Origin of the sequence: Ruminococcus sp. AF17-1AC, from assembly GCF_003461385.1 — a bacterium.
Taxonomy (GTDB): domain Bacteria; phylum Bacillota; class Clostridia; order Oscillospirales; family Ruminococcaceae; genus Hominimerdicola; species Hominimerdicola aceti.
Genome location: NZ_QTWZ01000002.1, coordinates 101,748 through 127,520, shown reverse-complemented (window position 1 = coordinate 127,520; position 25,773 = coordinate 101,748). Strand labels below are relative to the sequence as shown.

Annotated in this window: 24 protein-coding genes; 18 read left to right on the top strand and 6 right to left on the bottom strand. The window is 43.7% G+C overall.

Features of this window, described 5'->3' with window-relative positions:
- Positions 1 to 24: 24 nt before the first annotated feature.
- The 3 genes from DWW81_RS02335 (at position 25) to DWW81_RS02325 (ending at position 1,129) form a co-directional block, all read left to right on the top strand.
- Positions 25 to 258, top strand: coding sequence for an acyl carrier protein (locus DWW81_RS02335; protein WP_022288121.1), 234 nt, complete (start codon positions 25 to 27; stop codon positions 256 to 258).
- Between the two features lie 175 nt (positions 259 to 433).
- A complete protein-coding gene (locus DWW81_RS02330; RefSeq protein ID WP_046439839.1) occupies positions 434 to 838 on the top strand; it encodes an NUDIX domain-containing protein in 405 nt (134 codons plus the stop codon).
- A 66-nt stretch (positions 839 to 904) separates the two neighbouring features.
- Positions 905 to 1,129 carry a hypothetical protein gene (locus tag DWW81_RS02325; protein WP_181982947.1) on the top strand — a complete coding sequence of 75 codons (225 nt, stop codon included), beginning with the start codon at positions 905 to 907 and terminating at the stop codon, positions 1,127 to 1,129.
- A gap of 709 nt (positions 1,130 to 1,838) precedes the next feature.
- On the opposite strand, the gene DWW81_RS02320 is transcribed toward DWW81_RS02325, so the two are convergent.
- The 4 genes from DWW81_RS02320 to DWW81_RS02305 all read right to left on the bottom strand — a co-directional run bounded on the left by DWW81_RS02320 (position 1,839) and on the right by DWW81_RS02305 (position 5,886).
- Positions 1,839 to 2,192: a hypothetical protein gene (locus DWW81_RS02320; RefSeq protein WP_117897209.1), complete on the bottom strand. Its 354-nt coding sequence runs from the start codon at positions 2,190 to 2,192 to the stop codon at positions 1,839 to 1,841.
- Between the two features lie 598 nt (positions 2,193 to 2,790).
- Positions 2,791 to 4,284 (bottom strand): sodium/solute symporter, encoded by a 1,494-nt coding sequence (locus tag DWW81_RS02315; protein ID WP_117897230.1) that lies wholly within the window; start codon positions 4,282 to 4,284, stop codon positions 2,791 to 2,793.
- Between the two features lie 241 nt (positions 4,285 to 4,525).
- A complete protein-coding gene (locus DWW81_RS02310; protein WP_022288118.1) occupies positions 4,526 to 4,630 on the bottom strand; it encodes a DUF3789 domain-containing protein in 105 nt (34 codons plus the stop codon).
- Between the two features lie 80 nt (positions 4,631 to 4,710).
- A complete protein-coding gene (locus DWW81_RS02305; RefSeq protein WP_243004727.1) occupies positions 4,711 to 5,886 on the bottom strand; it encodes an SLC13 family permease in 1,176 nt (391 codons plus the stop codon).
- Positions 5,887 to 6,021: 135 nt separating this feature from the next.
- Between DWW81_RS02305 and DWW81_RS13510 the strand changes: the two genes are divergently transcribed.
- From DWW81_RS13510 to DWW81_RS02290, 4 genes are all read left to right on the top strand, one after another.
- Complete coding sequence (locus tag DWW81_RS13510) at positions 6,022 to 6,237, top strand: TetR/AcrR family transcriptional regulator (protein ID WP_242989580.1); 216 nt, start codon at positions 6,022 to 6,024, stop codon at positions 6,235 to 6,237.
- Positions 6,221 to 6,628, top strand: coding sequence for a hypothetical protein (locus DWW81_RS02300; RefSeq protein ID WP_242989581.1), 408 nt, complete (start codon positions 6,221 to 6,223; stop codon positions 6,626 to 6,628). The genes DWW81_RS13510 and DWW81_RS02300 overlap by 17 nt, the downstream gene beginning before the upstream one ends.
- Positions 6,629 to 6,877: 249 nt before the next feature.
- Positions 6,878 to 8,626 carry an ABC transporter ATP-binding protein gene (locus tag DWW81_RS02295; RefSeq protein ID WP_117897231.1) on the top strand — a complete coding sequence of 583 codons (1,749 nt, stop codon included), beginning with the start codon at positions 6,878 to 6,880 and terminating at the stop codon, positions 8,624 to 8,626.
- Positions 8,627 to 8,628: 2 nt separating this feature from the next.
- The gene (locus tag DWW81_RS02290; protein ID WP_117897211.1) at positions 8,629 to 10,365 is read left to right on the top strand and encodes an ABC transporter ATP-binding protein; all 1,737 of its coding nucleotides are present in this window, start codon (positions 8,629 to 8,631) and stop codon (positions 10,363 to 10,365) included.
- Positions 10,366 to 10,426: 61 nt separating this feature from the next.
- Here the strand turns inward: DWW81_RS02290 and DWW81_RS02285 are convergent, their stop codons facing one another.
- Entirely contained in the window at positions 10,427 to 16,195 is a 5,769-nt protein-coding gene (locus DWW81_RS02285; RefSeq protein WP_117897212.1) for a DUF3320 domain-containing protein, read from the bottom strand.
- 235 nt (positions 16,196 to 16,430) lie between these two features.
- On the opposite strand from DWW81_RS02285, the gene DWW81_RS02280 reads away from it, so the two are divergent.
- From DWW81_RS02280 to DWW81_RS13080, 3 genes are all read left to right on the top strand, one after another.
- Complete coding sequence (locus DWW81_RS02280) at positions 16,431 to 19,181, top strand: glycoside hydrolase family 3 protein (protein ID WP_117897213.1); 2,751 nt, start codon at positions 16,431 to 16,433, stop codon at positions 19,179 to 19,181.
- 257 nt (positions 19,182 to 19,438) lie between these two features.
- The gene (locus DWW81_RS02275) at positions 19,439 to 19,708 is read left to right on the top strand and encodes a hypothetical protein (RefSeq protein ID WP_147338949.1); all 270 of its coding nucleotides are present in this window, start codon (positions 19,439 to 19,441) and stop codon (positions 19,706 to 19,708) included.
- Between the two features lie 200 nt (positions 19,709 to 19,908).
- A complete protein-coding gene (locus tag DWW81_RS13080) occupies positions 19,909 to 20,088 on the top strand; it encodes a hypothetical protein (RefSeq protein WP_147338948.1) in 180 nt (59 codons plus the stop codon).
- 163 nt (positions 20,089 to 20,251) lie between these two features.
- Here DWW81_RS13080 and DWW81_RS02260 read toward each other — a convergent pair whose 3' ends face one another.
- Positions 20,252 to 20,599 carry a helix-turn-helix transcriptional regulator gene (locus tag DWW81_RS02260; protein ID WP_117863340.1) on the bottom strand — a complete coding sequence of 116 codons (348 nt, stop codon included), beginning with the start codon at positions 20,597 to 20,599 and terminating at the stop codon, positions 20,252 to 20,254.
- A gap of 166 nt (positions 20,600 to 20,765) precedes the next feature.
- Between DWW81_RS02260 and DWW81_RS02255 the strand changes: the two genes are divergently transcribed.
- The 8 genes from DWW81_RS02255 to DWW81_RS02220 all read left to right on the top strand — a co-directional run bounded on the left by DWW81_RS02255 (position 20,766) and on the right by DWW81_RS02220 (position 25,772).
- Positions 20,766 to 21,071 carry a hypothetical protein gene (locus DWW81_RS02255; RefSeq protein ID WP_117897217.1) on the top strand — a complete coding sequence of 102 codons (306 nt, stop codon included), beginning with the start codon at positions 20,766 to 20,768 and terminating at the stop codon, positions 21,069 to 21,071.
- Positions 21,072 to 21,083: 12 nt separating this feature from the next.
- Positions 21,084 to 21,257 carry a hypothetical protein gene (locus tag DWW81_RS13185; protein ID WP_181982590.1) on the top strand — a complete coding sequence of 58 codons (174 nt, stop codon included), beginning with the start codon at positions 21,084 to 21,086 and terminating at the stop codon, positions 21,255 to 21,257.
- Positions 21,258 to 21,491: 234 nt separating this feature from the next.
- Positions 21,492 to 21,680: a hypothetical protein gene (locus DWW81_RS02245; RefSeq protein ID WP_117863338.1), complete on the top strand. Its 189-nt coding sequence runs from the start codon at positions 21,492 to 21,494 to the stop codon at positions 21,678 to 21,680.
- A gap of 70 nt (positions 21,681 to 21,750) precedes the next feature.
- Positions 21,751 to 23,301: a hypothetical protein gene (locus DWW81_RS02240; RefSeq protein WP_117897219.1), complete on the top strand. Its 1,551-nt coding sequence runs from the start codon at positions 21,751 to 21,753 to the stop codon at positions 23,299 to 23,301.
- Positions 23,301 to 23,519: a hypothetical protein gene (locus DWW81_RS02235; protein WP_117897220.1), complete on the top strand. Its 219-nt coding sequence runs from the start codon at positions 23,301 to 23,303 to the stop codon at positions 23,517 to 23,519. The genes DWW81_RS02240 and DWW81_RS02235 overlap by 1 nt, the downstream gene beginning before the upstream one ends.
- Positions 23,519 to 24,346 carry a hypothetical protein gene (locus DWW81_RS02230; protein WP_117863335.1) on the top strand — a complete coding sequence of 276 codons (828 nt, stop codon included), beginning with the start codon at positions 23,519 to 23,521 and terminating at the stop codon, positions 24,344 to 24,346. Before DWW81_RS02235 ends, DWW81_RS02230 begins: the two co-directional genes overlap by 1 nt.
- A gap of 123 nt (positions 24,347 to 24,469) precedes the next feature.
- Positions 24,470 to 25,474: a hypothetical protein gene (locus DWW81_RS02225; RefSeq protein ID WP_117897221.1), complete on the top strand. Its 1,005-nt coding sequence runs from the start codon at positions 24,470 to 24,472 to the stop codon at positions 25,472 to 25,474.
- Positions 25,467 to 25,772, top strand: coding sequence for a hypothetical protein (locus DWW81_RS02220; RefSeq protein WP_117863333.1), 306 nt, complete (start codon positions 25,467 to 25,469; stop codon positions 25,770 to 25,772). Before DWW81_RS02225 ends, DWW81_RS02220 begins: the two co-directional genes overlap by 8 nt.
- Position 25,773: the final 1 nt, after the last annotated feature.

The following is a 25,773-nucleotide window of genomic DNA, read 5'->3' as shown; positions in this document are numbered from 1 at the left end:
AAAGTACAGAATGGAGGTAAAGTAATGGTATTTGATAAGATCAAGGACATTATCGTAGAGCAGCTCGACGTTGAAGAGGACGCAGTAACTATGGAGGCTTCTATCACAGATGATCTCGGCGCTGACTCACTGGACGTAGTTGACCTTGTAATGAGCATCGAGGAGAGCTTTGATGTAGAGATCCCTGATGAAGAGGTCGAGAACATCAAGACTGTTGGCGATATCGTTAAGTATATCGAGAACAAGGTCGAGGAATAATCTTTGACTGTTTCAAAAAGCTGTGCTTTTGCACGGCTTTTTTTATTTTACCTGATTTGTGGAATATGCACAAAATGGGAGTATATTTATTAAAGGGTATAGACAAATGAGGGCTGTTGTGATATAATTAAATCAATGAGTAAATATTGGGGCTAAGCTCCGGAAAGGAAAAATGATGCTGCATGAAAAATCCTGCGGTGCTATCGTTTACAGAAAGTATCACGGAAACACCGAGATACTGCTGATAAAGCATATCAACAGCGGTCATTGGTCATTCCCAAAGGGTCACGTTGAGGGCGATGAAACAGAGGAAGAAACTGCCAAGCGTGAGATCATGGAGGAAACGGGGATAGACGTAAATCTCGATACAACGTTTCGGGAGATAGTGTCCTATTCACCAAGGAAGGACACGCAGAAGATCGTTGTCTACTTTATCGGCAAAGCAAAGAACACCGACTACACTCCTCAGGAAGAGGAGATCGCAGACATACGCTGGGTCGAGATCGGCAGGGCAGGACAGGTCCTGTCTTACGAAAACGACCGCAGTATTGTAAACAAGGCGAAGAAATTTATAATCTGAAAAAAGTTCCATAAAATGCGTTCAGGTGTTGAACGGTGTTTTATGGAACTTTTTGCTTGTATCAAAATGAAAAAAAGAGCCGACAAAATGCTTCATTCTGTCGGGCTACAATTGCCCCTAGAGAACACATTCGTCGGCTCTGATAACAGTATAGCCCATTCTGTGGCAAATGTCAAGACCTATAGAGAAAACCTTGACAATTTTGCAAAAATCGAATATAATAATACCAGCAACAGAAAAACTGTTGAGCAGACAGCGAGAGCTGTCGAACGATCTGACGAAACTTGGTAGCCGTGGCAGATCGTCAAGTGATGAAGTGGCTGTTTATTCGAGTGAGTACGCTATGGAGCCTAACGGAAGGTTGCATATCAGCCTTGACTCGAATAGACTAACAAGTTGAAAGAAAAATGTGACTAATGGGACTTGTGCTTTGGCATAGGTCTTTTTTAGTGTCAAGACTTGACATTTACCGTTGAATTGATTATAATAGTATTGAGAAGATCTATCCGTAGCTTTTCTTAGTGTGGCTGACACTTGAGGGACGCATTAGAAATGGTGACGTGTATCCGAAACTGTGAAGTTCACTGCTGCTTGAAAGTATAGTATGCAATGTGCAAAGGCAAAACGCCCTCTGCATGAAAGTTGGTCGACCGCAGCGACTATAAAAATCAGCCCTGCTATGAAAAAGACCGCCCTGAATTATCAGAGCGTTTTTTTGATATATACTTGACATTATTAAAAAAATTGGATATAATGATATCAGCAACGAAACGTTGTCAGAAAACAGGAGTTTTCGGTCAGAACTGACGTAAACTTGATAGTCGTGGCAGTTCTGTTAAGCGATGATACCAAGGGGCGTGCCAAGAGCGTTGTTTGGTTGAGCTTTCGGGAGGGGTTGCACAGTGAAACCTCAACCTGGCTAGGCGTTTGCCGAAAGAAAATGTGAATGATCTGACGCTGCCTTTTTGGCGGCGTCTTTTTTGTTTTGATTATTAGATTTTTAGTAGAAAAATCCCAAAGCCGTGTCCCCTAACCAATCGCCAATGCTTTCAAAAAGGTCAGCCGCTGCACTGCTTAAATAGAACATCATGCTGAAAGCCATGGATATGAGCCATAAAAAGCCTATCAATACACCGCCTTGCAGGCCTGTAAGAGAGCCATTCTGAATGTTTCTGACAAGTACGATAGTACCTCCGATAGCCACCAATACAAAGACACTTCCAAGTATGTATTGCAAAGCGACTAAGACCTCAGAAATAAAGTTCAGAATAAACGCAAGCAAGTATAGAACACCCTTTAGTATAAACGCAACTATCAGGAAAACTATCTTGAACGGCAATAAAAGTATCGACATTTTTCTTCCCCCCTTGCATAATTGTCATGTTGTTTTTGTAACTTATCTTCAATATTTTATCATAAAATGCCCTATAAGTCAATTACAGTGCAGCAAATTTCCATAAAATGCGTTCAGGTGTTGAACGGTGTTTTGTGGAAATTTTTGTTTGCATCGTCATGGTGCGTGATAAAATCAAAGCTGAGTGCATTTTAGCCACCTTTTTATATTTGATTTTCAAGTTACGTTCGGGGTGTGTCACCGAGTATAATGCCCTAGGTTTTGCATACACAAAATATCAAATGCACGCCCACGTTCTGACACAAGTACTCTACAGCCTGCTCCAGAAACTCCCTTCGGTTTCACTAAGTCACAGGGCTTGTACGTGCCCGCAAGTGTCAAAACGCTTTCTACTTATACACGAAAAAGGGGTGTTTTGTTGCATAAAAAATGCAACAATTGCAGAAATGTTACCAAATTAAAATATAAATCATTTGTTTACACAAATCATATGTGCAAAAATTGTGCATAATTGATGCAAGTGGCATTATCCCCCTAAAAAACAGGAACGAACAAAGTCCGTCCCTGCCTGCGTTTCAATTATGTAAGCGATATGAGATCATATCTCGCTGTCATTATAACACTCAAACACCTTTTCAGCATGAGCCTTGTCAGCGTCGCTCTGCCTTGTGATAAGGCTAACGATAGGTACAAGAACAAGTCCGAAAAGCATTGCAAATGCGCCTGCGTTGATAGGCGAGGCAAGGTTTATGCCCCAAAGTGTTCCTGTGTGTCCTGCAAGGGTGTAGTATGCCATGTGTATTACTGTTATGCCTACTCCTGCGATAAAGCTTGCCATGCAGGCTGACTTTGTTACGCCCTTCCAGAAAAGTCCGTACATAAACGGCGCAAGGAATGCTCCTGCAAGTGCGCCCCATGAGATAGACATGAGAGTTGAAATTACTGTCTGTGGATTTTCAAGGGTGATTATTGCAAGCACAACTGAGATGATAAGAAATACGGCAATGAAAATTCTCATTGTGATAAGCTGTTTTTTCTCGTCCATTTTTTCTTTCATTATAGGCTTGATAAGGTCGATAGTCAAAGTGGAGCTTGATGTAAGCACCAGTGATGAAAGCGTTGACATTGAAGCCGAAAGCACAAGAACGATAACAAGTCCGAAAAGCAGTGAAGGAAGCTTTTCCATCATAGTCGGAACTATTCCGTCAAAACCGCCCTCAGGAAGTCCGTCAGCGCTCTTGACAAAAAGTCTGCCGAAGCCACCAAGGAAGTAACAGCCGCCTGCTACCACTACTGCAAAAAATGTTGATACTATAGTTCCTGTTTTGATAGCCTTGTCGTCTTTTATTGCATAGAATTTCTGCACCATTTGCGGAAGTCCCCATGTGCCGAGAGAGGTAAGAATAACAACGCCTGCAAGGTTTATAGGATCAGGGCCGAATAGTGACGAATATGCACCCTTATCGCCATTTGCGTCAGAAATATCGCCAAGCAGGTCAAGAGAATTTCCAAGACCACCGTTTTCGCCAAGCACTGCAAGCACTACTGCCGCAATGCCTACAAGCATTACTATTCCCTGAATAAAATCGTTCAGTGCTGTAGCTTTGTAGCCACCCATGATGACATACACCGCAGTGAAAACTGCCATGCCGATTATACAATATTTGTAAGGAATGCCAAAGCCCTTCTCAAAAAGTCTTGACAAGCCGTTGTAGACCGAAGCCGTATAAGGGATAAGGAATACGAACACGATAAGTGCCGAAACTATCTTCAAAGGCTTGCTGTTGTATCTCTTTTCAAAATACTCAGGCATGGTCTTTGCCTCAAGGTGCTTTGACATTATCCTTGTACGTCTGCCCAAAACTTTCCATGCAAGCCATGAGCCTATGACGGCGTTTCCAATTCCTACCCATGTGGAAGCCACACCGTAATTCCAGCCGAATTTTCCTGCGTAGCCTACAAAAATTACTGCCGAGAAGTATGAAGTTCCATATGCAAAGGCTGTGAACCATGCTCCAAGACCTCTTCCTCCCAGTACAAAATCATTGACGCTTGCCGATTTTCTGCGGTAATAAACACCTATGCCTATCATAAGTGCAAGGTATAATACCAATACTATCCACCTTGCTGTCAATCCAATACACTCCTTTTACTTCATGTGTCACTTTAAAGCTTTTATGCTTTTGTGTTTTTACTTGCTAAAGTACAATGATACTATTATAGTACAAAGCGGAGTATTTGTCAATACGGACAGGCATAAAAAAAGCCACCGCAAAGGGAAATTTTGCGGCAGCTTTTTTGGTGAAAATCACGAAGCTTACCTGTGTAAAACATCATCGTTCATCGTGACGGTCGCTTTCGCCTGCGGTGATACAAAGGCACATTGTCACAACGCCCACAAAACCGCCTACCAGCGTTCCTGCAAAAAATTCAAGCATAAAAACACCTCCTGCGGATAGTGTGGGCATTTAGCGAAAATGTTATGCAGATAAAGTGGGCAGGGTATAGAAAACTTATTTCAGTATGCGATCTTTACAGTCAGAGCCATTACAGCGAGAAAAGCGATATTTGCGGCTGTGAAATATGCGAAATATCTGCCTTTGATATGGGGGTGGCTGCGGCATATCTGCTTGTAGGATATAAGGCTAGCCATGGAGGCGATAAGAGTGCCAAGGCCGCCTATGTTCGTTCCTATTATAAGTGCGTTTAGCTTGTTGGTGAAGCCTGAAAGGAGTATAGCGCATGGAACGTTGCTTATTATCTGACTTGCGACAACGGCAATAAAAAGCTCGTGACCGTTTATTATGCTGCTGAGTACACTGCGGAAAAACTCTACTCTGCCCATATTTCCGATAAAGATGAAAAATCCGCAGAATGTAAGAAGCAGTGAGTAATCAACTGTTTTAAGCACGTTTCTGTCAGCAATGGCAGAGAAAGCAAGTGCGCAGAGGGTTGTTATCTGCCATGGGATAAGCCTTGCAACTGTAAGCAGGCAAAGGACAAAAAGCAGTACGTATCCTGAAAGCTTTGTCTTGTCTTTAGTCGAATATGTATCGAAGTTTTCAGCAGTTATATCTGTCTTGACAGACAGGTTTCCTGATTTTTTACACACTGCAAGCGTCCACAGAAAAAGCATCGCTCCTGCCACAATAGTAAAGGGAAGCATAAGTACAAGAAAATCTTCCAGCTTCATATCTGATACACCAAAAAGGTATAGATTCTGAGGATTGCCTATAGGCGTGAGCATACTGCCAAGATTTGCGGCAATGGTCTGCAGAACGACAATGGGTATGAGAAGCTTGTTGCCTGCTTCACCGAGAGTTGATAGGGCGGTGAGAGTGAGGGGAACAAAGGTCAGAAGTGAAACGTCATTTGTTATGAACATACTTGAAAAGAAGCAAAGCCCCACAAGCACTATGGAAAGCTGAAATGCGGTATTGACTTTGCTTATGATGAATTTTGCACTGCGTTCAAAAATGCCAAGACCTTTGCAGCCCTCGGTCACTGTCATAAGAGAGAACAGAAGTCCAAGCGTTCGGAAGTCGATATAACTTGCATATGCTTTGTCAGGTGTGACGAAAAATGCAGATATAACGGCTAAGAGCATTGCCACTATCAGGACGGTTTCTTTTTTAGCGAAGTTAAAGGCTTTTTTTATGGCGTTCATTTTTATCATTTCCTGTCGTTTATTCATATGATAAAATTATATCATGAAAATGATATTATTACAAGATTTTGAGCTGTTTTAAGAAAAAAACTTGACAAGTTTAAATAACCATGTTATAATAACGATGTTATTATAACATGGTTATTTTCAGGCAGGTGCAAAATGAGAACGGAAACAGCAGGAGTTACAGAAACTCTTATAGAGAGTGCAAAAAAAGAATTTCTTGAACACGGCTTTCAAAATGCAAATCTTCGCAGGATCTCTTCTGAGAGCGGAGTAAGTACGGGGTCTATATATACACGCTTTGGGGACAAGGCTGGACTTTTTTTCGGCGGTAGTAAAGCCGGCTGCAGACGGACTTATGGAGTTGTATCTTGAAAGCATAACCGCTGCAAGGGAGAGCGGCGACCCTGCGGAGGCGACAAGTCAGGGCAATGAGGGAACTGAGCTTGTGCTGAAATATATTTATGAAAACTTTGACGTTTTCAAGCTTATCTTCTGCCACTCGGCAGGAACGGAGTATGAGTATTATTTTGACGAGCTTGCTGAGATAGAGGAAAAGTATTACAGGGAGTTTGTAAAGCAGTTTTCAAGGCGTGAAAACATGGTGAGCGGCTTCTTTATACACGTTATCTGCCGAACAGGCTGGTCTTATATTTACGAGGTGGTATCTCATGATCTTTCTTATGATGAGGCGCAGATCTTTATGAAAAGCATAAGAGAGTTCTGCTTCGCAGGCTGGGGGAAGGTTCTTGGGGCAGACCTGTGATGATATGCACTTGTAGGGGCAAACAGTGTTCGCCCGCTATAGCTATGTTTGGAGCTGTTTAAGAAACGTTGAGCCGCTCCCTTACAAATAAACCGTCAAAATCATTTTATTCTTTTAACATTTTCAGCAACCCCATATAGGGTGTTGCTTTTTAAATGGCAATAGGTTAGTTTAATCTAACTTTATAAACAAACAGGAGGTATTGTTGTGAAAAAGAAAGAGAAAAAGAAAAGTTCCTTTGCAGTTCTTATGCACTATGCAGGCGGACATAAGTATTATTCCTACGCTTCTGCTGTTCTTGCTGTAATAAGTGCATGGATAGCACTGATACCGTTTTATGATGTTTGGCGCATCATAAAAGAGATACTCAGGGTAAGACCTGATTTTTCAAAGGCGGAGAACATAAGCCGATACGGCTGGGAGGCTGTGGGCTTTGCACTTCTTGGAATGGTTATATATATCGCTGCGCTAATGTGTTCTCACAAGGCAGCGTTCAGGGTGCAGGCTAACATGAGAGTGAGCATGATGAAGCATATTATGAAGCTTCCACTTGGTTATGTTGAAGCTGAGGGAACAGGAAAGATAAGAAAGATAGTTATGGATTCAAGTGCGTCAACGGAAACCTATCTTGCCCACAATTTTCCCGACAAGGCTGTTTCAATGGCGACCCCTGTGGGTCTGCTTGTTATGATGTTCATATTCGACTGGCGGCTTGGACTTATTAGCCTTATCCCTGCGTTCATCGCATTTGTGCTTATGGGCACGCTTATGATGGGTCCTAAAATGGCGGAGGATATGAAGCAGTATCAGAATGCACTTGAAAAAATGTCCTCTGAGGCGGTGGAGTATGTTCGTGGAATACCTGTTGTAAAAACCTTTGGTCAGACGATATTTTCTTTCAAGCGTTTCAAGCTTGCTATTGACGAATATGAAAAGTGGACTCTTGGATACACAAAGAACATGATGCTTCCTATGATATGCTTCACCACTGCGGCAAACGGCATTTTTGCGGCGCTTATAATTGCGGCTTTCAAACTCACTTCCCATGGAGTTACGGACGAGTTTGTTCTTAATCTTTTCTTTTATGTGATAATAACTTCTATTCTTACTGTAACACTTATGAAGATAGCATATGCAGGAGAGTCACAGATGTTGGTGGACGACGCTGTGAACAGAATGTATTCTATTCTTGAAACTGAGCCGCTTGCTGAGACAAAGAGCGGTGAAACTCCAAAGGACTCATCTATCCAGCTTGACAATGCGGTGTTTGCTTATGACAAAGCAGAGAGCAACGCTGTTGACGGAATAACCATGAACATAAAGGCAGGAGAGCATATTGCGGTAGTAGGTCCCTCAGGGGGAGGAAAGACCACCCTTTGTTCGCTTATCGCACGTTTCTGGGACGTAAAGAGCGGCTCTATAAAGATAGGAGGGGCAGACGTGAGAAACATTCCGTCAGAGGAGCTTATGAAGTATGTTTCATATGTTTTCCAGGACAGCAAGCTTCTTAAAATGAGTATTCTCGACAACGTGCGAATGGGCAGACCTGACGCCACGGACGAGGAAGTTATGCAGGCGCTTCGTGACGCACAGTGCATGGATATAATCGAGAAGTTCCCTGAGGGTGTTGATACTATGATCGGCTCAAAGGGCATATACGTTTCGGGGGGCGAGTGTCAGAGGCTTTCTATTGCAAGGGCGCTTTTGAAAAATGCGCCTGTGCTTATACTTGATGAGGCGACGGCTTTTGCCGACCCTGACAACGAGAGGTCTGTTCAGCAGGCTTTTGAGAGGCTTTCAAAAGACAAGACAGTTATAATGATAGCACACAGGCTTTCAACGGTAACAAATGCAGACCGCATTTACGTTCTGTCTGAGGGCAGGATAGCAGAGAGCGGAAAGCATGAGGAGCTTATAGAGCAGGGCGGGATCTACAGCCGTATGTGGAACGAATACAACAGGTCTGTAAGCTGGCAGGTCAGAAAGGCAGGGGTTTGATTATGAGCTTCACGGAAAAATTAAAACACAAATATGCCCTTTCAGACAAGGGTGCAAAAGGCATGATAAGGGCGTTTATTGCTGTTACGCTTGCTAACCTTGTGCTTATGCTCCCTGTGGGGCTTTTATATGTGCTTTCCTCATATCTTCTTGAGGGAGAGCTTCCAAGAGATAAGTTCTGGCTTTTTATGGGGACGATAGCGGGAGTGCTTTTGCTTATTGCCCTTACAACGCTGTTTCAGTATAAGTCCACGTTTTACTCTACATATGTTGAAAGCGGTGTAAGACGAAGGACGCTTGCGGAAAAGCTCAGGAAGATACCCCTTTCATACTTTGGCAAGAAAGACCTTGCCGACCTTACTAACACTATCATGACGGACTGTGCAATGATAGAAACAGGCTCTTCGCATTGGATACCTGAGCTTGTGGGCGGTATCGCCTCCACTACTATCATTGTTATAAGCTTGTTTTTCTTTGACTGGAGAATGGCTCTTGCTTCAGTTTGGGTAATGCCGGTAGCATTTATGATAGTTATTTCTTCAAAGAAGGTTATGTCAAGGATACACGAAAAGACGATGAAATATCGTATAGATTGCATTGACGGCATTCAGGAGGGGCTTGAAACTCTCCGTGACCTGCGTTCATACAACATGACAGAGAAATACTCTGAGGGGCTTGAAAAGAAGATAAAGGCTGTGGAAAAGCACGCTATCGTGGCGGAGTTTGCAAATGCGGTATTCGTATGCTCAGCACAGATGATACTAAAGCTCGGTATTGGAACTGTGGCTGTTGTGGGAAGCTCGCTTCTTGTAAAGGGTGAGATAACGGTGCTGACGTTCTTTATGTTCCTGCTGGTGGTAACAAGAATGTATGAGCCGCTTCAGATAGCGCTTCAGAATTTGGCTGCTATAATAAGCCTTGACGCAAACTGCAATCGTATGGACGAGATACTTTCGCACGAGGAGCAGTCGGGCAGTGATAAGCTTGACAACAAGGGTTATGATATCATATTCGATCATGTTGCTTTTTCATACAAGAGTGAAGAGCAGGTGCTTTCTGATGTAAGCTTCACTGCAAAGCAGGGTGAGATAACAGCACTTATTGGTCCGTCTGGCGGAGGAAAGACCACTGTTGCAAGGCTTGCGGCAAGATTTTGGGATAATGACAAGGGCAAGATAACTGTTGGCGGAATGAATGTTGCAGACGTTGACCCTGAGAAGCTTTTGTCACTTTACTCTATCGTTTTCCAAGATGTAACGCTGTTTAACAACACTGTTATGGAGAATATCAGGATAGGCAGAAAGGACGCAACGGACGAGGAGGTTATGGCGGCGGCAAGGCTTGCACACTGCGAGGATTTTGTTGAGAGGATGCCTGACAAGTGGAACAGCATGATAGGAGAGAACGGCTCGGAGCTTTCGGGCGGTGAAAGACAGCGTATATCCATAGCGAGGGCATTTCTAAAGGACGCTCCTATCATTCTTATGGACGAGGCTACGGCTTCTCTGGACGTTGACAACGAGTCGCTTATACAGGAGTCTATCGCAAAGCTTATACAGAACAAGACTGTGCTTATAATAGCACACAGAATGAGAACTGTTGACGATGTGGACAAGATAGTTGTGCTTAAAGACGGCAAGGTGGCTGAGACAGGCTCGCCTGAGGCGCTTAAAAAGACCAACGGTATCTACAAGCACATGGTTGAGATGCAGCTTTGCTCGGAGAAATGGAAATACTGATATGAATAGAAACCACCGCTGGGAGGAAAGCTCTCAGCGGTGGTTTTGGTTTGTTTGCGTATTATTTTGCGGAGATGTTTCCGCTTTCTGATTTTTTGATAAGACCTGCGGTGAGAGCTTTTTTCAGGGTGTAGCTTATTACGCTCTCCGTTATGCCTACGGCTCTTGTGTAGCCGAATTTCTTGGCTGTTTCTCTTACGAGGTCGGTTTCTGAAAGGCTTATCTGCTGGCAAAGCACTTCTTTCACGGCGTTTATTATCTCCTCGGAGGGGATATCCTCCATGCTTCGCTTGTTGGTATCGTCGCTTGTGCGGTAGATAGGATAGCTTTCAGGGGATTGACCCTCTTTCCAAAGGAAAACTCTGTTTTCATCGGCTGTGGCGAATGGTGAAACGCCTTGTGCGGCATCGGCAAAGATGCTTTCCACTCTTGAGCCGCTTCGTGTTATGCCCCATGCGGTGAAAACCTTTCTCATGAAAAGCTTCTCGCTTATTGGCGCTTCTGCGGCGATCACCTTTTCGGCTGTTTCCCTTATTTTCTGCTTATTTTCGGGTTTATAAAAGTCATCAGATGTACCCATTATGCCAATATCTGCGGTCACATAGGGCTGTGCAAAGGCTGATGTGAGGGCGGAAGCTTCTTCTCTTTCAAACTGCGCTGTGGCATAGACGGCAGGCTTTGAGGGGGGAGCGGTTTCGGCTTCATGCTTTGGTGCGCTGTCTATGGCGGCTTTTATGTTTCCCAGAACTCGGTCCTTATCGTCAAACCAATCGAGCGTCCACACTCTCAGGATATTCCAGCCAAGACCGTTAAGCACGCTTGGCTGTAGGATAAATCTATCCTGTGCGGTGGAGCTGTGGAGAGTGTTTTCACCGTCAAGGAGTATGCCCAAGAGATACTCCTTTTCGTTGTCAGGGTCGATTATGCCGATATCAACTTTGAACTCGGAGCTTCCGATGTTGCATTTCACCCCATAGCCAAGCTCTTTTATGGCTTTTGCGATACACTCTGTTACAGTGCTGTCGCTTGTATTTTTTGTGGTGCTGTGGGCTGTTACGGCAAGCTTTCCATGCTCGGCAAACTCCAGAAAGCCTTTAAGTCCTGCAACGCCCTCGGAACGTGTTCTTGAAAGGTCTATCTGCTCAGGACGGAGGACAGAGTAGACTATCATGGCTTTTCTTGCACGGGATATTGCTACATTAAGTCTTCGCCAGCCGCCGTCACGGTTGAGAGGGCCGAAGTTCATTGAAACTTGTCCCTTTTCGTCAGGACCATAGCCGACGGAGAAGAGTATAACGTCACGTTCGTCGCCCTGAACGTTTTCAAGGTTTTTGATGAAGACCGGCTCCGGTGACTTTCTGTCAAGCTCTTCAAGCTCAGGGTGGTTTGCCCACTCTTCGCAGAGCATATCGTCAATGAGATTTTGCTGAACGGAGCTGAATGTTACAACACCTATGCTGTCATTGTGGAGCTTTTCATCGCTCATTCGTCTTATTATCTCGTCAACAACGGCTCTTGCTTCCGCCTTGTTCTGCTTTGTTCTGCCCTTGTCATAGTGACCCTCGGGGTGGATAATGCTCACCTTTGAAATGAGGTCGTTATGGGACGGGAATGTGAGAAGCTTATTGTCATAGTATTTCATGTTGCTGTAGGCAATAAGGCTCTCGTGGCGTGAACGATAATGCCATTTGAGATACTGCTGCGGCATTGAGATAGCAAGGCAATCGTCAAGGAGGCTTTCAAGGTCTTCTTTTTCGCTGTTTTCTTCGTCTACCCTGTTTGAAGAAAAGAAGTTTGTTGGCGGGAGCTGTTTAGGGTCGCCCACAATAACAACGTTCTCGCCCCTTGCAATAGTGCCTGCGGCTTCGGCTGTTGGCAGCTGTGAAGCTTCGTCAAAGATAACAAGGTCGAATTTCGGGAATGACGGGTCTATATACTGCGCAACTGATATGGGGCTCATGAGCATACAAGGGCAGAGCTTGCGGAGAAGATTTGGTATCTTATCGAAAAGGCTTCTAAGTGACATCATTCTGCCGTTGCTCTTTATGGCACGTTTGAGTATGCCCATTTCAGAGGTGGAAGCGCAGGCTGAGCCTTGGGCAGGTATTTTTGCGGAAAGACGAGCCAAAAGCTCCTGTATAGTCAGGCGTGAGAATTTATCGAGAGTGTCTTTAAACTGTGTGATAAGGTCGTTTGCACTGTTACTGCTGAACTGGCTAAGACGTTTATCGCTGTTTATTATCATAAGTGCAAGCTGATAGTTTAGCGTGCAGGAGAATGCTTTTTCTACGTTTTCGCTGTCAACATTGCCTGTGCGGTAGCTTTCGCTGACACCTGAAAGTCCGTTGTCTGAAAGCTCTTTGTCAACGCTGTTGAACTGGGCGGCGTATCTAAGCTTATCGGCGTTTTCGGCATAGATATTAAGCTTTTCTGAAGATAAGCCGAGCCAGTCTGCACTTGCTTCTATGGCGGTCATGTTGGCTGAGAAGCTGTCCTCAAAGGCTGAAAGCTTTTCAAGGAACGAGGAGAGAGCCTGTCCTTCAGAAGTGCAGTTTGCTTTTCCGATAGTCTGAGCCATTTGTGCAGGGTCAGCACCCGCTTTCTGCTTAATGGCATTCATAATGCTGTCGGTTTTTGAAACGGCTTTTTCAAGGGCATTCCAATCGGTCTGCTCGTTCATGTAAATACCTGTGAGAAGCGCTGTTACATCTGACGGCAGGCTTCGCAGGAAGTCTTTCTTTTCGCTTATGGTGCAAAGCTTATCGAGGATTTCACCAAGGTTTGCTTTTGTAACGGAAGCAGGGTCTTTGGCGTGGAGCTTTATTCCCTTTGTGAGTTTTCCAAGCTTCATGGCTTTTGGCAAAAACCAGCTTTGCTCTGCCTGCTTATAGAGCATTTTCAATTCTGACGCAGGAAGGTCAAAAATGCTTTTTTCAAAATGGCTGAGGATATCGGTGCAGAGAGCGGTATACTCTTTTCCTACGGCAAGAGTATCTTTGATCTTTTGCAGGGTGATATCATAGTGAGGTGCGCAGAGAAGTCCGTCAAGAAGTTCACCGTCAGCGGTGGAAGCTTTGTATATGTGGGAAAGCATTTTTACTGCTGTCTTGTCAAGGTCGCCGCTGTAGCTATAAGCCTGTGCGAGAGTTTGTGCGCACTGAGAGGAAGCGGTGGCTTTTTGGGCAAGGTCGGCGGCTTCAGTGTGGAATTTGTCACGCTGTTCCATAGAATATGATGTAATGCCGATGTCTTTAAGTGGAAAGTTGGCAAAGTCGCCTGTTTCGGCTATGGATATTGAATATCTATGCACAAGGTCGCTGAAACGGTCGAGAGTTTCCTTTGCTATGTTTGTGAGAATATCTTTTGAAATTGATATTTTGTCTTTTTCGGATATGCTGCGCTCATAGGCTGAGATAGCTTCATAAAGGGTCACACCGCAGCTGCGCTTTTCGTGAAGTGCGGTTATGGTATCGTTGAGCTGGGCTTTCTGAGCTTTGAGCCTTGCGGCTTCGGCTGAATAATCCTCAGGAGATTTTATTCTGCCCACTTCAAGGGCTTTGTCAAGCTCTGCAAGGACAGTGGTCTTGTTTGTTTTATTGGAGTGGAGTTCAAGGCAGAACGGATCAAGCCCTAGATTTGCAAGACGTTTCTGCACCACGTTGAGGGCTGCCATTTTTTCGGCAACGAACAGCACGCTTTTATCATTATAGAGTGCGTTTGCTATCATATTTGTGATAGTCTGAGATTTTCCTGTTCCCGGAGGGCCGTGGAGGACAAAGCTTTGTCCGTTTCCTGCTGCGGCAATGGCGGCAAGCTGTGAGGAGTCTGCGCTCATTGGCACTGCCATGTTTTCAAGGTCAAGGTCGGAATCTATATTCTCAGGGGTTATGCTTATATCCTCGGGGGCATAGGTGAGAGAGCCAGCCATAAGGCTGGACACCACCTTGTTTTGGCTTATCTCATCTGAGCGGTTGCGAAGGTCGTTCCACATTACGAACTGGCTGAACGAGAACAGACCGATAAAGGCATATTCCTCGATGTTCCAACGCTTTTTGCCCATGACAGCCTGACGGATAGTATTGAAAACAAGGGGCAGGTCTATGCCGTGTTCGTCAAGTGGGAGAGGGTCAAGACCTGTGATACTTATGCCGTGGTCTTGGCGGAGATATTCAAGAAGCGTGACGTTTATCTGAGTTTCTTCCTGTCTGCTCCTTATTATATAGCCCTTATTGCGTGTGTTGCGGACGATATCTATAGGGATAAGCACCAAAGGGGCATAGCGTGGCTTTTCGGAAAGGTCGCTTTCATACCAGCGGAGAAGTCCCAGAGCGAGGAAAAGGGTGTTGCTGCCGTTTTCCTCCATGCTCACCTTTGCGGAGCGGTAGAGGCTTTTAAGGGCGGCGTCAAGGTCAGTTTCGCTGAGGAAAGTTCTTATGCGGTTGTTTTTGAACTCGTTCTCGGCGATATTTGTCACAAGGTCCTTTTCGTTCTCGATAGCGAATATTTTTGCGTCACGAGTGGAAACTGTCCACTCGGTAGGTATTTCCATGATACGGAAGTCACTTCCGCTTGCAAGCTCGTCCTCAAGCTTTCCAAGGTCTGCGGTCATAAGCTGCATGGTGTTCTTTGTGACACGGAAGTTCAAAAGAGAATTTCGCAGGCTGAAATCAAGGAGCTTTCTTTCCCATATGCGCATTTTTGTGACTGGTTTATCGTTGCCCTCTGCCACTTTGCCAAGAAGCGAGCTGTCAAGCTCGGAGGGGGCGAGAATCTCTTTTGGCTTGTCGGATCCTTCTGCAAGCTGCAGACCTGAATAGGTTTGCTCGGGACGCAGCGGGATAGGTCTTATGCCACTTCCACGGGTGCGGATAATGTCTATGACGCATTGAAATTCCATGTTGCTTATATGGTCTTTGCCGTGTTTCATGGCATGGTCGAAACGCTCGACATCGTGAACGTTGCTGTCAACAAAGTCTGTACACTCTACAAGGAGCATTTCTTCGGCATTTTCTGCAATGCGCTTTTCAATGGCGGAAACATCGTCAACGCAACAATCTGCGAAAGTTTCGTTTTCAAGCCAACAGCCGCAGAATGCGTGACCTGTCATGAAAAACAGCAGAGGGTGAAGTCCCACCGCTTCAAGGCAGGCGGCATAAAGCACCGCAAGGTCAAGACAAGTGCCCATTTTTTGCTCCAAGACCTTATGCGGCAGGCGTATCCTCTGACCTATGACTTCATAGCTTGCAGGGGGATCGTTGTAGACTATTTTCTGCTGAACAAGGGCGGCAAAAATTGCTGCCATTTGAAGCTTCACGTTGTTTGGGTTGTTGGTCTGATAGCCTGTGAAAGAGGGGTCGCCTTTCCACTTTTTCAGGAACGTGGAAGCGTCATGAATAACTGGGGAGAGCGCAGGGTGATTTGGCGTAACAAATGCGGCTATCATCTCAGGCATTATGTTCAAACCGCTCCACTGATCGCAGGCGAGAAGCTCTATAGTGTTCTGATAGGTGAAGATATTTTCACCATTTTGAAGCACCTCAATGGTGATATTGCCCACCATTTTTTCTGTAAGAGAGAAAAGAAGATCTGTGTTGGTAGATATTCTCACGGGGGATATCTCGGCAGAACTTTTTGCGGGGATAGAGCCGATATAATATGTAAATTCCTTTGCAAACTCAGGCTCAAAGGTTATTTTAAGTCCGATATTCTCAAGTGCTTCCTCTGAGTTGTTATTTACTACAAGACTTCTTATAACAGGGACATAGTTTTGCTGCATGGCAAAGTTTATAGATGCGTTTATGTGTCCGCCGACAGTGACGATATTATCCACTTTTACCCCTCCGACAATAATTTTTTTAATAAGGAACACCGAACAAAAAGCGTGCGGTACAGTCATATATACTCATTATAGCACAAATAAACACATTGTGCAATATTTTTCCTGAGGACAGGATATGTTATATAAAAAGTAAACCCATTGTTCATAGTATCTTTATTGAATAGGTGGGAGGGTTGTGCTATAATACACTTTGAAATTCAATAGAAAATTTGGAAAGGTGAAAGCTATGGAAAGAATACTTGATTGGAACAAATATCTTGATACTGCGGCGAAAATGGTTTCTGAGGGAATCGTTATGCTCAAAAATGAAAATAATGCTCTGCCACTTGATACAGACAAAGAGGTGGCTGTTTTCGGACGCATACAGTTTCATTATTATAAAAGCGGAACAGGCTCGGGAGGAATGGTGAACGTTACTAAGGTAGTGAACATTCTGGACGGGCTTATTGATAACGGCGTAAAGGTCAATGAGAAACTTCTTGGTACATACAGAAAATGGGACAAGGAAAACCCATTCGACTTAGGCGAGGGCTGGGGCGGAGAGCCGTGGTCGCAGAAAGAGATGCCGCTTGACGAGGGGCTTGTCAAAGAAACTGCAAAAAGCTGTGAAACTGCCATTGTGATAATAGGCAGGACGGCAGGCGAGGAGCAGGACAATAAGCTGGAGGCAGGCTCTTATTTGCTCAGCGATGACGAGATAGCTATGCTCACGGTGGTTAGGGAGCATTTCAAAAAAGTTGTTTTGCTTCTCAACGTGGGAAATATCATCGATATGACCGACATAAACAGAATTGCCCCTGACGCTGTGCTTTATGTTTGGCAGGGGGGAATGACAGGCGGAAAGGGTACAGCGGACGTTTTGACAGGAAAGGTCAGCCCAAGCGGAAAGCTTCCTGACACTATCGCATACAAGGCGTCGGACTACCCTTCGGACGCTAATTTCGGCAGGGAGAAAAGCAGGGATATTTACGCTGAGGATATTTATGTGGGATATCGCTATTTTGAGACTTTTGCTAAAGAAAAGGTGCTTTATCCGTTCGGATTTGGTCTTTCATACACTGAGTTTGGGATAAAGACGGAAAAGGCTGAGATAACAGAGGGGACTGTGAAGCTTTCTGTATCGGTGAAAAATATCGGCTCTTACAAGGGCAAAGAGGTAATAGAGGTCTACTGCGAAGCTCCGCAGGGCAAACTCGGCAAGGCGGCTAGAGTGCTTTGCGGCTTTGAAAAGACCAGGGAGCTTGCTCCACAGGAAGAGCAGGTGGTTGAGATAGCAGTGGATATCGCAAAGCTTGCTTCTTATGACGATTCGGGTGTGACGGGCAACAAGTCATGCTATGTGCTTGAAGCAGGGGAATATAAATTCTATGTGGGCAGTGACGTGAGAAGTGCTGAATATGCTTGCAGTTTTGAGCAGGGCGAGAATTTTGTGACAGAAAGGCTCACTCAGTCGCTTGCTCCTGTGGAGAGTTTTGAGAGAATAAAGCCTGTTTGCGAGGGCGGAGCTTTCAGCATTGGCAGAGAGGCTGTGCCTGTGTCTGAGGTAGACGAAAGTGCAAGGCGTTTGGAGAAGCTTCCGAAAGAGATAGCATACACCGGTGACAAGGGCATAAAGCTTTGGGACGTTAAGAACGGCAAGAACACAATGGACGAATTTATTGCACAGCTTTCAGACTATGACCTTTCCTGCATTATAAGGGGCGAGGGCATGGGAAGCCCTAGGGTAACTGCCGGTACGGCTTCGGCGTTCGGGGGAGTGTCGGAAAATCTCAATGGCTTTGGCATACCTGCTGGCTGCTGTTCGGACGGTCCGTCGGGTATGAGGCTTGACTGCGGCACAAAGGCTTTCAGCCTGCCGAACGGTACGATGATAGCTTCTTCGTTCAACAAGGAGCTTACAAGTGAGCTTTTCGCTTTTATGGGGCTTGAAATGGCGGCTAACAAGGTGGATTGTCTGCTTGGCCCCGGAATGAACATTCACAGACACCCTTTGAACGGCAGAAACTTTGAGTATTTCTCGGAAGATCCTTTTCTTACGGGCAAAATGGCGGCGGCTGAGTTAAAGGGCATGGCTGGTGCAGGGGTGACAGGTACGATAAAGCACTTCTGTGCGAACAATCGTGAGACAAACAGGCATTTTATCGACTCGGTGGTATCGGAAAGAGCACTCAGGGAGATATATCTAAAGGGTTTTGAGATAGCGGTAAAAGAGGGAGGAGCTTCCTCTGTTATGACCACATATGGCATAGTAAACGGCTTGTGGACGGCAGGAAACTTTGACCTTAACACAGTGATACTTCGTGAGGAATGGGGCTTCAAGGGCTTCACCATGACGGACTGGTGGGCGAACATAAACGTTCGTGGAAAAGAGCCTGACAAGACGGATTTTGCAGCTATGGCTAGGGCGCAGAACGATGTTTACATGGTTTGCCCTGACGGAGAAAAGAATGACGATAACACGCTTGCTGCCCTTGAAAATGGCGGTATAGAGAGGTGTGAGCTTCAGAGAAATGCGGCGAACATATGCGGATTCCTTCTTCACACTAATGCTCTTAAGCGTGCGGAGGGTATAGGAGATACTGTCAAGGTGATAAACCGAGAGGACGAGGAGCAGGAGGACGACAAGCCTGTACAGTTTTATAAGGTAGACCGTGACATAACTCTTGACCTTAGTGATGTTGACACAAAGAAAGGCACTTCTTATAGCTTTGCTCTTGACCTGTCAAACTTCGGTATTTACAGGGTGATAGTTACGGCAAGCTCTACGCAGAGTGAGCTTGCGCAGATACCTATGACGCTGTTCAGCATGGGAACTGCGGTGGGTACGTTCACTTTTAATGGCACAGGTGGAAAGGCTGTTTCAATGGAAAAGAAAACGCCTATGTTCTCACGCTTCACAACTTTCAGGATATACTTTGCACAGAATGGGCTTGACCTGCACAGTATCAGGTTTGAGCTGACGGACAAGGAACGTTGATTTAAGGCTGGCGTTATGTTTTGTGCAAGTGAATAAACAGCAAGATCGGTCAGTAGATCCCAAATGGGATTACTGACCGATCTTTTTGTGGTATTTGTGGGTGATCTGGGCATGAAAAAAGGACTATCGAATGATAGTCCTGAAACTGGTTGCGGGAGCTGGATTTGAACCAACGACCTTCGGGTTATGAGAACTAGCAGGCAACAAACAGCATGAGTGAAGCCCCTCGCAAAAGTAACTATAAGCCCCGTGGAGAAGTGATAAGCAACGAGGGAAAACTACTCACGGAAGCAGGCGCAAGCCCTCACATGGAGCGACAAGCGACACAAGGCAAGCTCCACAAGAGCAAAAAGAAAAAACACGGAAAAAGAAAACAAAAAACACAAACAAACAGCGGACAAAACCACAAAGAAAAAGACCCGAGGAAAGCAGCACATATTCTAAGAGAAAAAGAAAAAAAGCGAAGTGCTATCTATGTGGGAAATCCATCATGCGAGCGGCTAGGGGGTGAATTTTTGGGGTGTTGAAAGTGTTGGAAATGTTGGGAGTGTTGGAAAATCTATGATTTTTCAACACTCTCAATGTTTTCAATGCTTTCAATGCTCCAAAAAGAGGGGAACGCCGCTCAAGATACCCCCTCATTGCGAACGCAGTTCGCACCAAACACAGCGCAGGGGAGCGCACAAGTTCCACAAGGGAGAAACAGCACGGCAGGGGCGACAGCACAGTGCAGGGGGAGCGCACAAGCTCCACAAGGGTGAAACAGCACGGCATGGGCGACAGCACAGTGCAGAAAAGCGCACAAGCTCCGCAGGACGGCAAGAGCGACAGCTCAGGAAAGCAGGAACGAGGGCGGCAGGCTCTCAGAAGTTGCGGCTTTGGCGGTCGTTGTTCTGAAAACCTATAATCAAGTTGTCATTGAGCGTTGCAAGGTATGCGTTGACCTGCTCCAGTTCCTTGCGCATTTCACGTGCTTCAAACCATGTTCCAATGATTGATATGATTATCAGTATAAATACGATTAGCCCGGCTATAAACCAAAATGTTAAGGTTGTTAATACCGCTTCCATTTACTTTTCCTCCTTGATTTTGATAACAGCCTTAGGGCTGTTTTTCTGTGTTATGTTGTATTTTCCGTTGCTTTGCTCCTTGTATCCTCTGCCGCGCTTGTCATTTGTCAATCCTGCTATATAGTCAATGCTCACATCATAAAAAAGCGCAAGCTTTATTACTCTTTCAAATGGGATTGGTCTTACGCCGTTTTCATACTTGGCATAATATGATTGCTCTGTCCCTAGTATTCTTGCCACATCTTCTTGGCTTAAATCTTTGTCCTCTCTGAGGTCTTTCAACCTTGGATAATAATTTGTACTAATTTTTGTCACTCCTTTGTTGTTACACTTTTGGTAATTTATCATAATTTAATCGCCTTAATTTTGTTTAAGTAAACAAATTATATCACAAGTGACCTTAAAAGTCTTGACAATAGGCTATATGTGACCTATAATGCTAATTGTAGGTTACATATGACCTAAACGTAAAGCAAAGGTGAGCGGATAACCTCAACCGCAGAAAGGAAAAAACATGAGAGGAATACTTATAGGAGCAATCCACAAGAAAGGCACATTTACGGACGATAACGGAAAATCAATCGACTATGACAACTTGGTGCTTCAGGTGCAGAAGCCTATAGAAAATAAACTTGCGGACGATTCAAACTTCGTTCAGGGCGTGGGCTACACTATCGCCAATGATTGCAAGTGTGCTTGGAGCGAAAGAGGAAACGTGTTCGGCATAGATGTGTCTATGAAAGATATCGGAGAACTTGTCGGAACGGAAATCCAGTATTTCTACAACGATAAGAAGAAGCTTGAAGCGGTCATTATCTAAGGGGGCTTGAACATGACAGTATACGCACTTTATTTTTGCTTGGTGGTGGCGCTTGCCCTGTTTTATTGCCTTACTCGTTGCTTTAAGGCAATTGATAAGAAAAATAAAGAAATTTCTAAACTGCAGTTCCGTGTTAAAGAACTGGAGCGACAGGCTCAGGGAATTGAGGTTGTGGGCGTTGAATGATGTCACTTCTTCACAGATTGATTTATCGTCTGTTACTACCTCTGAGCAGGTTGACGAATATAATATGTCGGCTGTTATCGAAAATCAGCACACTATAATCAATAATCAAAATATTACAATTTCATATTTAGGCACTATATGCTTTTTGATAACAATATCTATCGGTATTTATCTTGTCATTAAGTTTGGCAAGTGGATATATAGCTTAATTAATTAAGAAAGGAGAATGTGTTAATGAATCCTGTTTCTACAACTGCAGAAGGTGGCAATACTCTCGTAAATGTCGGTGAACTTATGACACAGTTCGCTAACTCTGCTATTCAGGGCGTTTCCGATTCTATTGTCGCTCTTATCCCTGTGATAACTCTGACAACTGTAATCGGCATTGCTATCAGAATGTTCAAAAAGTACGTAAAGGCGTAAGCCTGACAGCAACGAGGGCAGTTCATTCAGTGAACTGCCCTTTTATTATGCCAATTTTTAAGGGGGAATTATGATAAATAGAAAACTTAAAGCAACGCTGTCATTAGTGCTTGCCCTTATCGTGATGTGTTCGGCTTGCGTTGTGCCTGCGTTTGCTCTTGATGATGTAAGCGAGGGTGGATTAACTCAAAATGTTGCTATTCTTAAAACGGTATCTAACATTGTGGAAAAAATAAAAGCTAAGGGCGGCACATTAGACGATAAGTATTATATAGCTTATTGGCAACAGGCAAATGAATGGCGTATTGATATTACAGTTATATCACTTCCATTTGACACTATGGTTCTTACTGATGGCGTCTTATCTGATTATGGAAGCTATACTCCTGAAATATGGGGTATGTTTATGAAAACGGATAGTAATTCATGGAATGATGATGCTTATACTATTTCTATTTCTGCATCTACATCTACTTCATTTATGCACTTTTGTCCTACGTTCTATGTTAATGATAACAGCCCCGATTATGCTTGGCACATTATTGATACAAATGTTGATATCATAAATAACGGCGAGAAATTAGAGTATTCCAGTAATAAACCATATAAAGCTTCTATTACTTATGATGATGATAGCAAAAACTTTTTGTTTAATTTTGAACCGAAAAATGATAATGATGTATACAACGTAAACATTGCCGTGTCTAATCAATCAGAATGGGATTATCCTAACTCTGACGGGTGGTACTATCTCCCTATGGACACTTCGGGAGATTTCACGAAAGAAAACCCTTTGCATGGCTCAATCCCTCTGAATGTTATGCGTGACGGCATTATGCGGTATAACAGTAACAAAGATATTGAAAATACGGGCAAGCTTTATTTCTTCCTTATAGCGGCTAAGGGTAAGGGTGATGAAGCGTTATATAAGGATAGATTTTGCGCCGCAAGTTATGAGTACAGCCTTGTTGATACTGTAGATAGTCACAAGAAAGAGCCGTTTGATGAAAAGAAAGATTATGAAAACTTTCCGTCTTTGTCTGATTATATAGATACTGATTTTCCTGATATAAGAGATTACGTTAACTTTGATATGTTTCAAGACTTGGACGGCATATCGGACTTTTTAAAGGCGGTTGTTGAATTTCTGTGGAACGCTTTCACTGGCTTCTTCCGTTGGCTGTGGGCGGCTTTGAAATTTGTATTCTTCAACTTCTTAGGCATTTTTGAGTGGCTCGGCAAGTGTTTGTGGACTATTGTTAAAAATATCGGCATTGCACTGTATAATCTCGTGGTCGACTTGAAGAAGTTCGTGACCTATCTTTTTGTACCTAACTCAAAAGATTTGAATGTGGCTATAGAAAGCAAGTTTCCTGCTTATGCAAAGTTGAGAAAAGCTTTTCAGCAGGGTAAGCAATCATCATCAAATTCAGTTACGTTTACACTTTTCGGAAAGGACTTTGATTTTAATATGAACTCCGCTCCAAACGAGCTTAAGAGTGCGCTGTTCAATGCTTCAACTATAGCAATGTACGCTATCTGTATCTATGCGACAATTAAGGCTTTGTTCCGTTGCTTCGGAATACAGCTTCATGAATCAAGTGAAAGTGAGGGAGAATAATGATAACTGCGAAAATAGTAGAGCTGTTCTTTAGTCTGCCGTTCTTTAAGTCATTCTCAATAAGTGATGAAGCTTATTCAGCTCTTAGGGATATGATTTCTTTTCTGTATCAGCTTGACCAATTCTTAAATCTTGAATTGATGTTTGAGAGCATTTTCTATGTTCTCGGACTTTTGCTTGTATCTGCACTTGTGAACTTTGTAAGGGGGCTTTTATAATGTGGTCGGCATTTGCTAATATCAATTGGAAAGCTATGCTTATACCTCTCGCCTTGGGAAGCGTTGTGGTGGGTGTTATCGTGCTTCTTATGCTGTTTGGTACGCCTGTGCTTCATGCGTTTCCTCTATCGGTAAAGGACACTTTCAAGACTATTAGAAAACGGCTTAAAGGTGAAGAAGTTCCGTTCAATATGTATGGGCTGTATCTCTATAACGGCTTAGGCGGTCGAGGTAAAACTATAAGCATGGTGAAACGTGCGCAAGAGGTCAAGAGTAGATTTCCGAAAGTGCTTATCTGTGCTAACTTTCATACGGAAGTGGCTGACAGATTTTTTGATTGTTGGGAAGATATCTTGAACGTTGAGAATATTGACGAAAACGGTGTTAATCAAGGCGTGCTGTTTCTGTTCGATGAAATGCACCTGACTCTTAATTCTCAATCATGGAAAGATGCTCCGGACGAGCTTCTCGAATATATCTCACTGCAACGGCATTTACACAAGTGTATATGGGGGTCGGCTCAGGAGTGGAAAAGGTGTACAAAAATAATTCGTGAGCAGGTCAATTATATCATAGATTGTAAGGCGTATTTTAATTCACGTCTTATCGTCAATAAGTGCTATACAAAAGAAAACTATCTCATTAACGGAGAGCAGGGCAGTGCAGGAACGAGGAAACGTCCGAAAGAATGGAAAGAAACTTTCTGCGCTACTGACGAATTAAGATCGCTTTATGACACAGAAGAAATTGTTAAGGGGCTGAAAATCGGTCGGACGAGTGAGCAAGAGAAAATAGCAAGTAGAATTTTAAAAGCTATGCAAGATTGATTCAGCCACGTGCGCACGCTCCTGCGTGCGCCGTGGCGAACAGCTTGCAAGCTTAGAAATTTGCGGTTATATACTTGATAATAACCGCAAATTTCCGTCAAAAACTAAAATGGCGGTGGGAAAATGGCAAATTTTTATGATTTACCCCCTGAGGTCGTTTTAAAAAATACTAAAACAAAAATCTATGCTGACGGCTCTTCGACAACAACTTATTGCAACAATTACATATTCGTTGATAAAAACCTTAAAGAGTATCAGCAAAATCAGAAAATATTACAGCTTAAACGAAAATGGGAGAAATTTGAGAAATCTCAGCATGATGAAGATGTTCAAACAGATATGTTTGAGATAATCAAAAAGCCTGCAAAGGTTTCAAAAGAGGAAAGAGGGGAACGGACAGATATATTAAAGCGTGCAAAAGACAAGGTCTTTGATATAGCCTTTTCAAATGAGTGGGCGTATTTTCTCACTATCACTTTCAATGGTAGTGAATACGATTTTTCTAATGCTGATTTTGTTAAGAAAAAACTTAGGCGGTGGCTTGAAAATCAGGTCAAGCGGAAAGATATGAAATACTTGCTCATTCCTGAAAGGCATAAGAACGGCGGTATACATTGCCACGCTCTTATCAATGATTGCTTTGATATGGTCGATTCAGGCACAAGGCTTGTAACTGGATATAACAAGCCTGTGACATTAAAGACTATTGAGGAAAAAAACTTGCACGTTAGAAACGTTGTATATAATATCCCTGAATGGAAATACGGCTTTTCCACGGCTATTCCTGTGGAAAATAATTCGGCGGCTCTTGCGTTCTATATCACAAAATATATTACAAAGGGCAATAACAAGATATTCGGCAAGTATTATTGGAGTAGTCGGAATTGTAATCGTGATCCTCAGATTATATACAGTAATACCGATTTTGATAGCGTTTCAAAGTCGGCTATCACTAAACCTTATACCTCTAACCAGTATAAGTACAATACAAATGTGAATATCATACCGAACTTTGAAGAGGTTTCATCTAGGTTTGATAATATTGCAGATTTCCTTGATTATATTTACTCTGACGAATACCGCAAGGAATATGATGATTATTTTGAAAGGAGTGAACTAAATGAATGATGAAATGCTTATTGCTTTTCAACGTTTTCTATCTGATACTTGCAGGATTAGTTATAATCATTATTTGTCATTGTCTGAAAATGTTCAGCAACAAATACTTGAAAGCTTTTATAATAACGATTGCAATTCTGATATTGTTAGGGCTTTACGTAATACTTCGCCTGCAACTGAATCAAAAAGTTTCCTTGAATATCTCCGCAAGCACAGGCTTTCAAGAGCCGTCTTTCATCAGCTTGATAACGTGACAAAGGTAAAAATCTATAACAACTATCATCAGGAAAGGACCTTGGCAAAATGAT

Bases quoted from the DNA above. Each gene is read 5' to 3' on its own strand.
- DWW81_RS02335 (WP_022288121.1), top strand. From the start codon at position 25: ATGGTATTTGATAAGATCAAGGACATTATCGTAGAGCAGCTCGACGTT.
- DWW81_RS02330 (WP_046439839.1), top strand. From the start codon at position 434: ATGCTGCATGAAAAATCCTGCGGTGCTATCGTTTACAGAAAGTATCAC.
- DWW81_RS02325 (WP_181982947.1), top strand. From the start codon at position 905: ATGAAAAAAAGAGCCGACAAAATGCTTCATTCTGTCGGGCTACAATTG.
- DWW81_RS02320 (WP_117897209.1), bottom strand. From the start codon at position 2,192: ATGTCGATACTTTTATTGCCGTTCAAGATAGTTTTCCTGATAGTTGCG.
- DWW81_RS02315 (WP_117897230.1), bottom strand. From the start codon at position 4,284: ATGATAGGCATAGGTGTTTATTACCGCAGAAAATCGGCAAGCGTCAAT.
- DWW81_RS02310 (WP_022288118.1), bottom strand. From the start codon at position 4,630: ATGCTTGAATTTTTTGCAGGAACGCTGGTAGGCGGTTTTGTGGGCGTT.
- DWW81_RS02305 (WP_243004727.1), bottom strand. From the start codon at position 5,886: ATGAATAAACGACAGGAAATGATAAAAATGAACGCCATAAAAAAAGCC.
- DWW81_RS13510 (WP_242989580.1), top strand. From the start codon at position 6,022: ATGAGAACGGAAACAGCAGGAGTTACAGAAACTCTTATAGAGAGTGCA.
- DWW81_RS02300 (WP_242989581.1), top strand. From the start codon at position 6,221: ATGGAGTTGTATCTTGAAAGCATAACCGCTGCAAGGGAGAGCGGCGAC.
- DWW81_RS02295 (WP_117897231.1), top strand. From the start codon at position 6,878: ATGCACTATGCAGGCGGACATAAGTATTATTCCTACGCTTCTGCTGTT.
- DWW81_RS02290 (WP_117897211.1), top strand. From the start codon at position 8,629: ATGAGCTTCACGGAAAAATTAAAACACAAATATGCCCTTTCAGACAAG.
- DWW81_RS02280 (WP_117897213.1), top strand. From the start codon at position 16,431: ATGGAAAGAATACTTGATTGGAACAAATATCTTGATACTGCGGCGAAA.
- DWW81_RS02260 (WP_117863340.1), bottom strand. From the start codon at position 20,599: ATGATAAATTACCAAAAGTGTAACAACAAAGGAGTGACAAAAATTAGT.
- DWW81_RS02255 (WP_117897217.1), top strand. From the start codon at position 20,766: ATGAGAGGAATACTTATAGGAGCAATCCACAAGAAAGGCACATTTACG.
- DWW81_RS13185 (WP_181982590.1), top strand. From the start codon at position 21,084: ATGACAGTATACGCACTTTATTTTTGCTTGGTGGTGGCGCTTGCCCTG.
- DWW81_RS02245 (WP_117863338.1), top strand. From the start codon at position 21,492: ATGAATCCTGTTTCTACAACTGCAGAAGGTGGCAATACTCTCGTAAAT.
- DWW81_RS02240 (WP_117897219.1), top strand. From the start codon at position 21,751: ATGATAAATAGAAAACTTAAAGCAACGCTGTCATTAGTGCTTGCCCTT.
- DWW81_RS02235 (WP_117897220.1), top strand. From the start codon at position 23,301: ATGATAACTGCGAAAATAGTAGAGCTGTTCTTTAGTCTGCCGTTCTTT.
- DWW81_RS02230 (WP_117863335.1), top strand. From the start codon at position 23,519: ATGTGGTCGGCATTTGCTAATATCAATTGGAAAGCTATGCTTATACCT.
- DWW81_RS02225 (WP_117897221.1), top strand. From the start codon at position 24,470: ATGGCAAATTTTTATGATTTACCCCCTGAGGTCGTTTTAAAAAATACT.
- DWW81_RS02220 (WP_117863333.1), top strand. From the start codon at position 25,467: ATGAATGATGAAATGCTTATTGCTTTTCAACGTTTTCTATCTGATACT.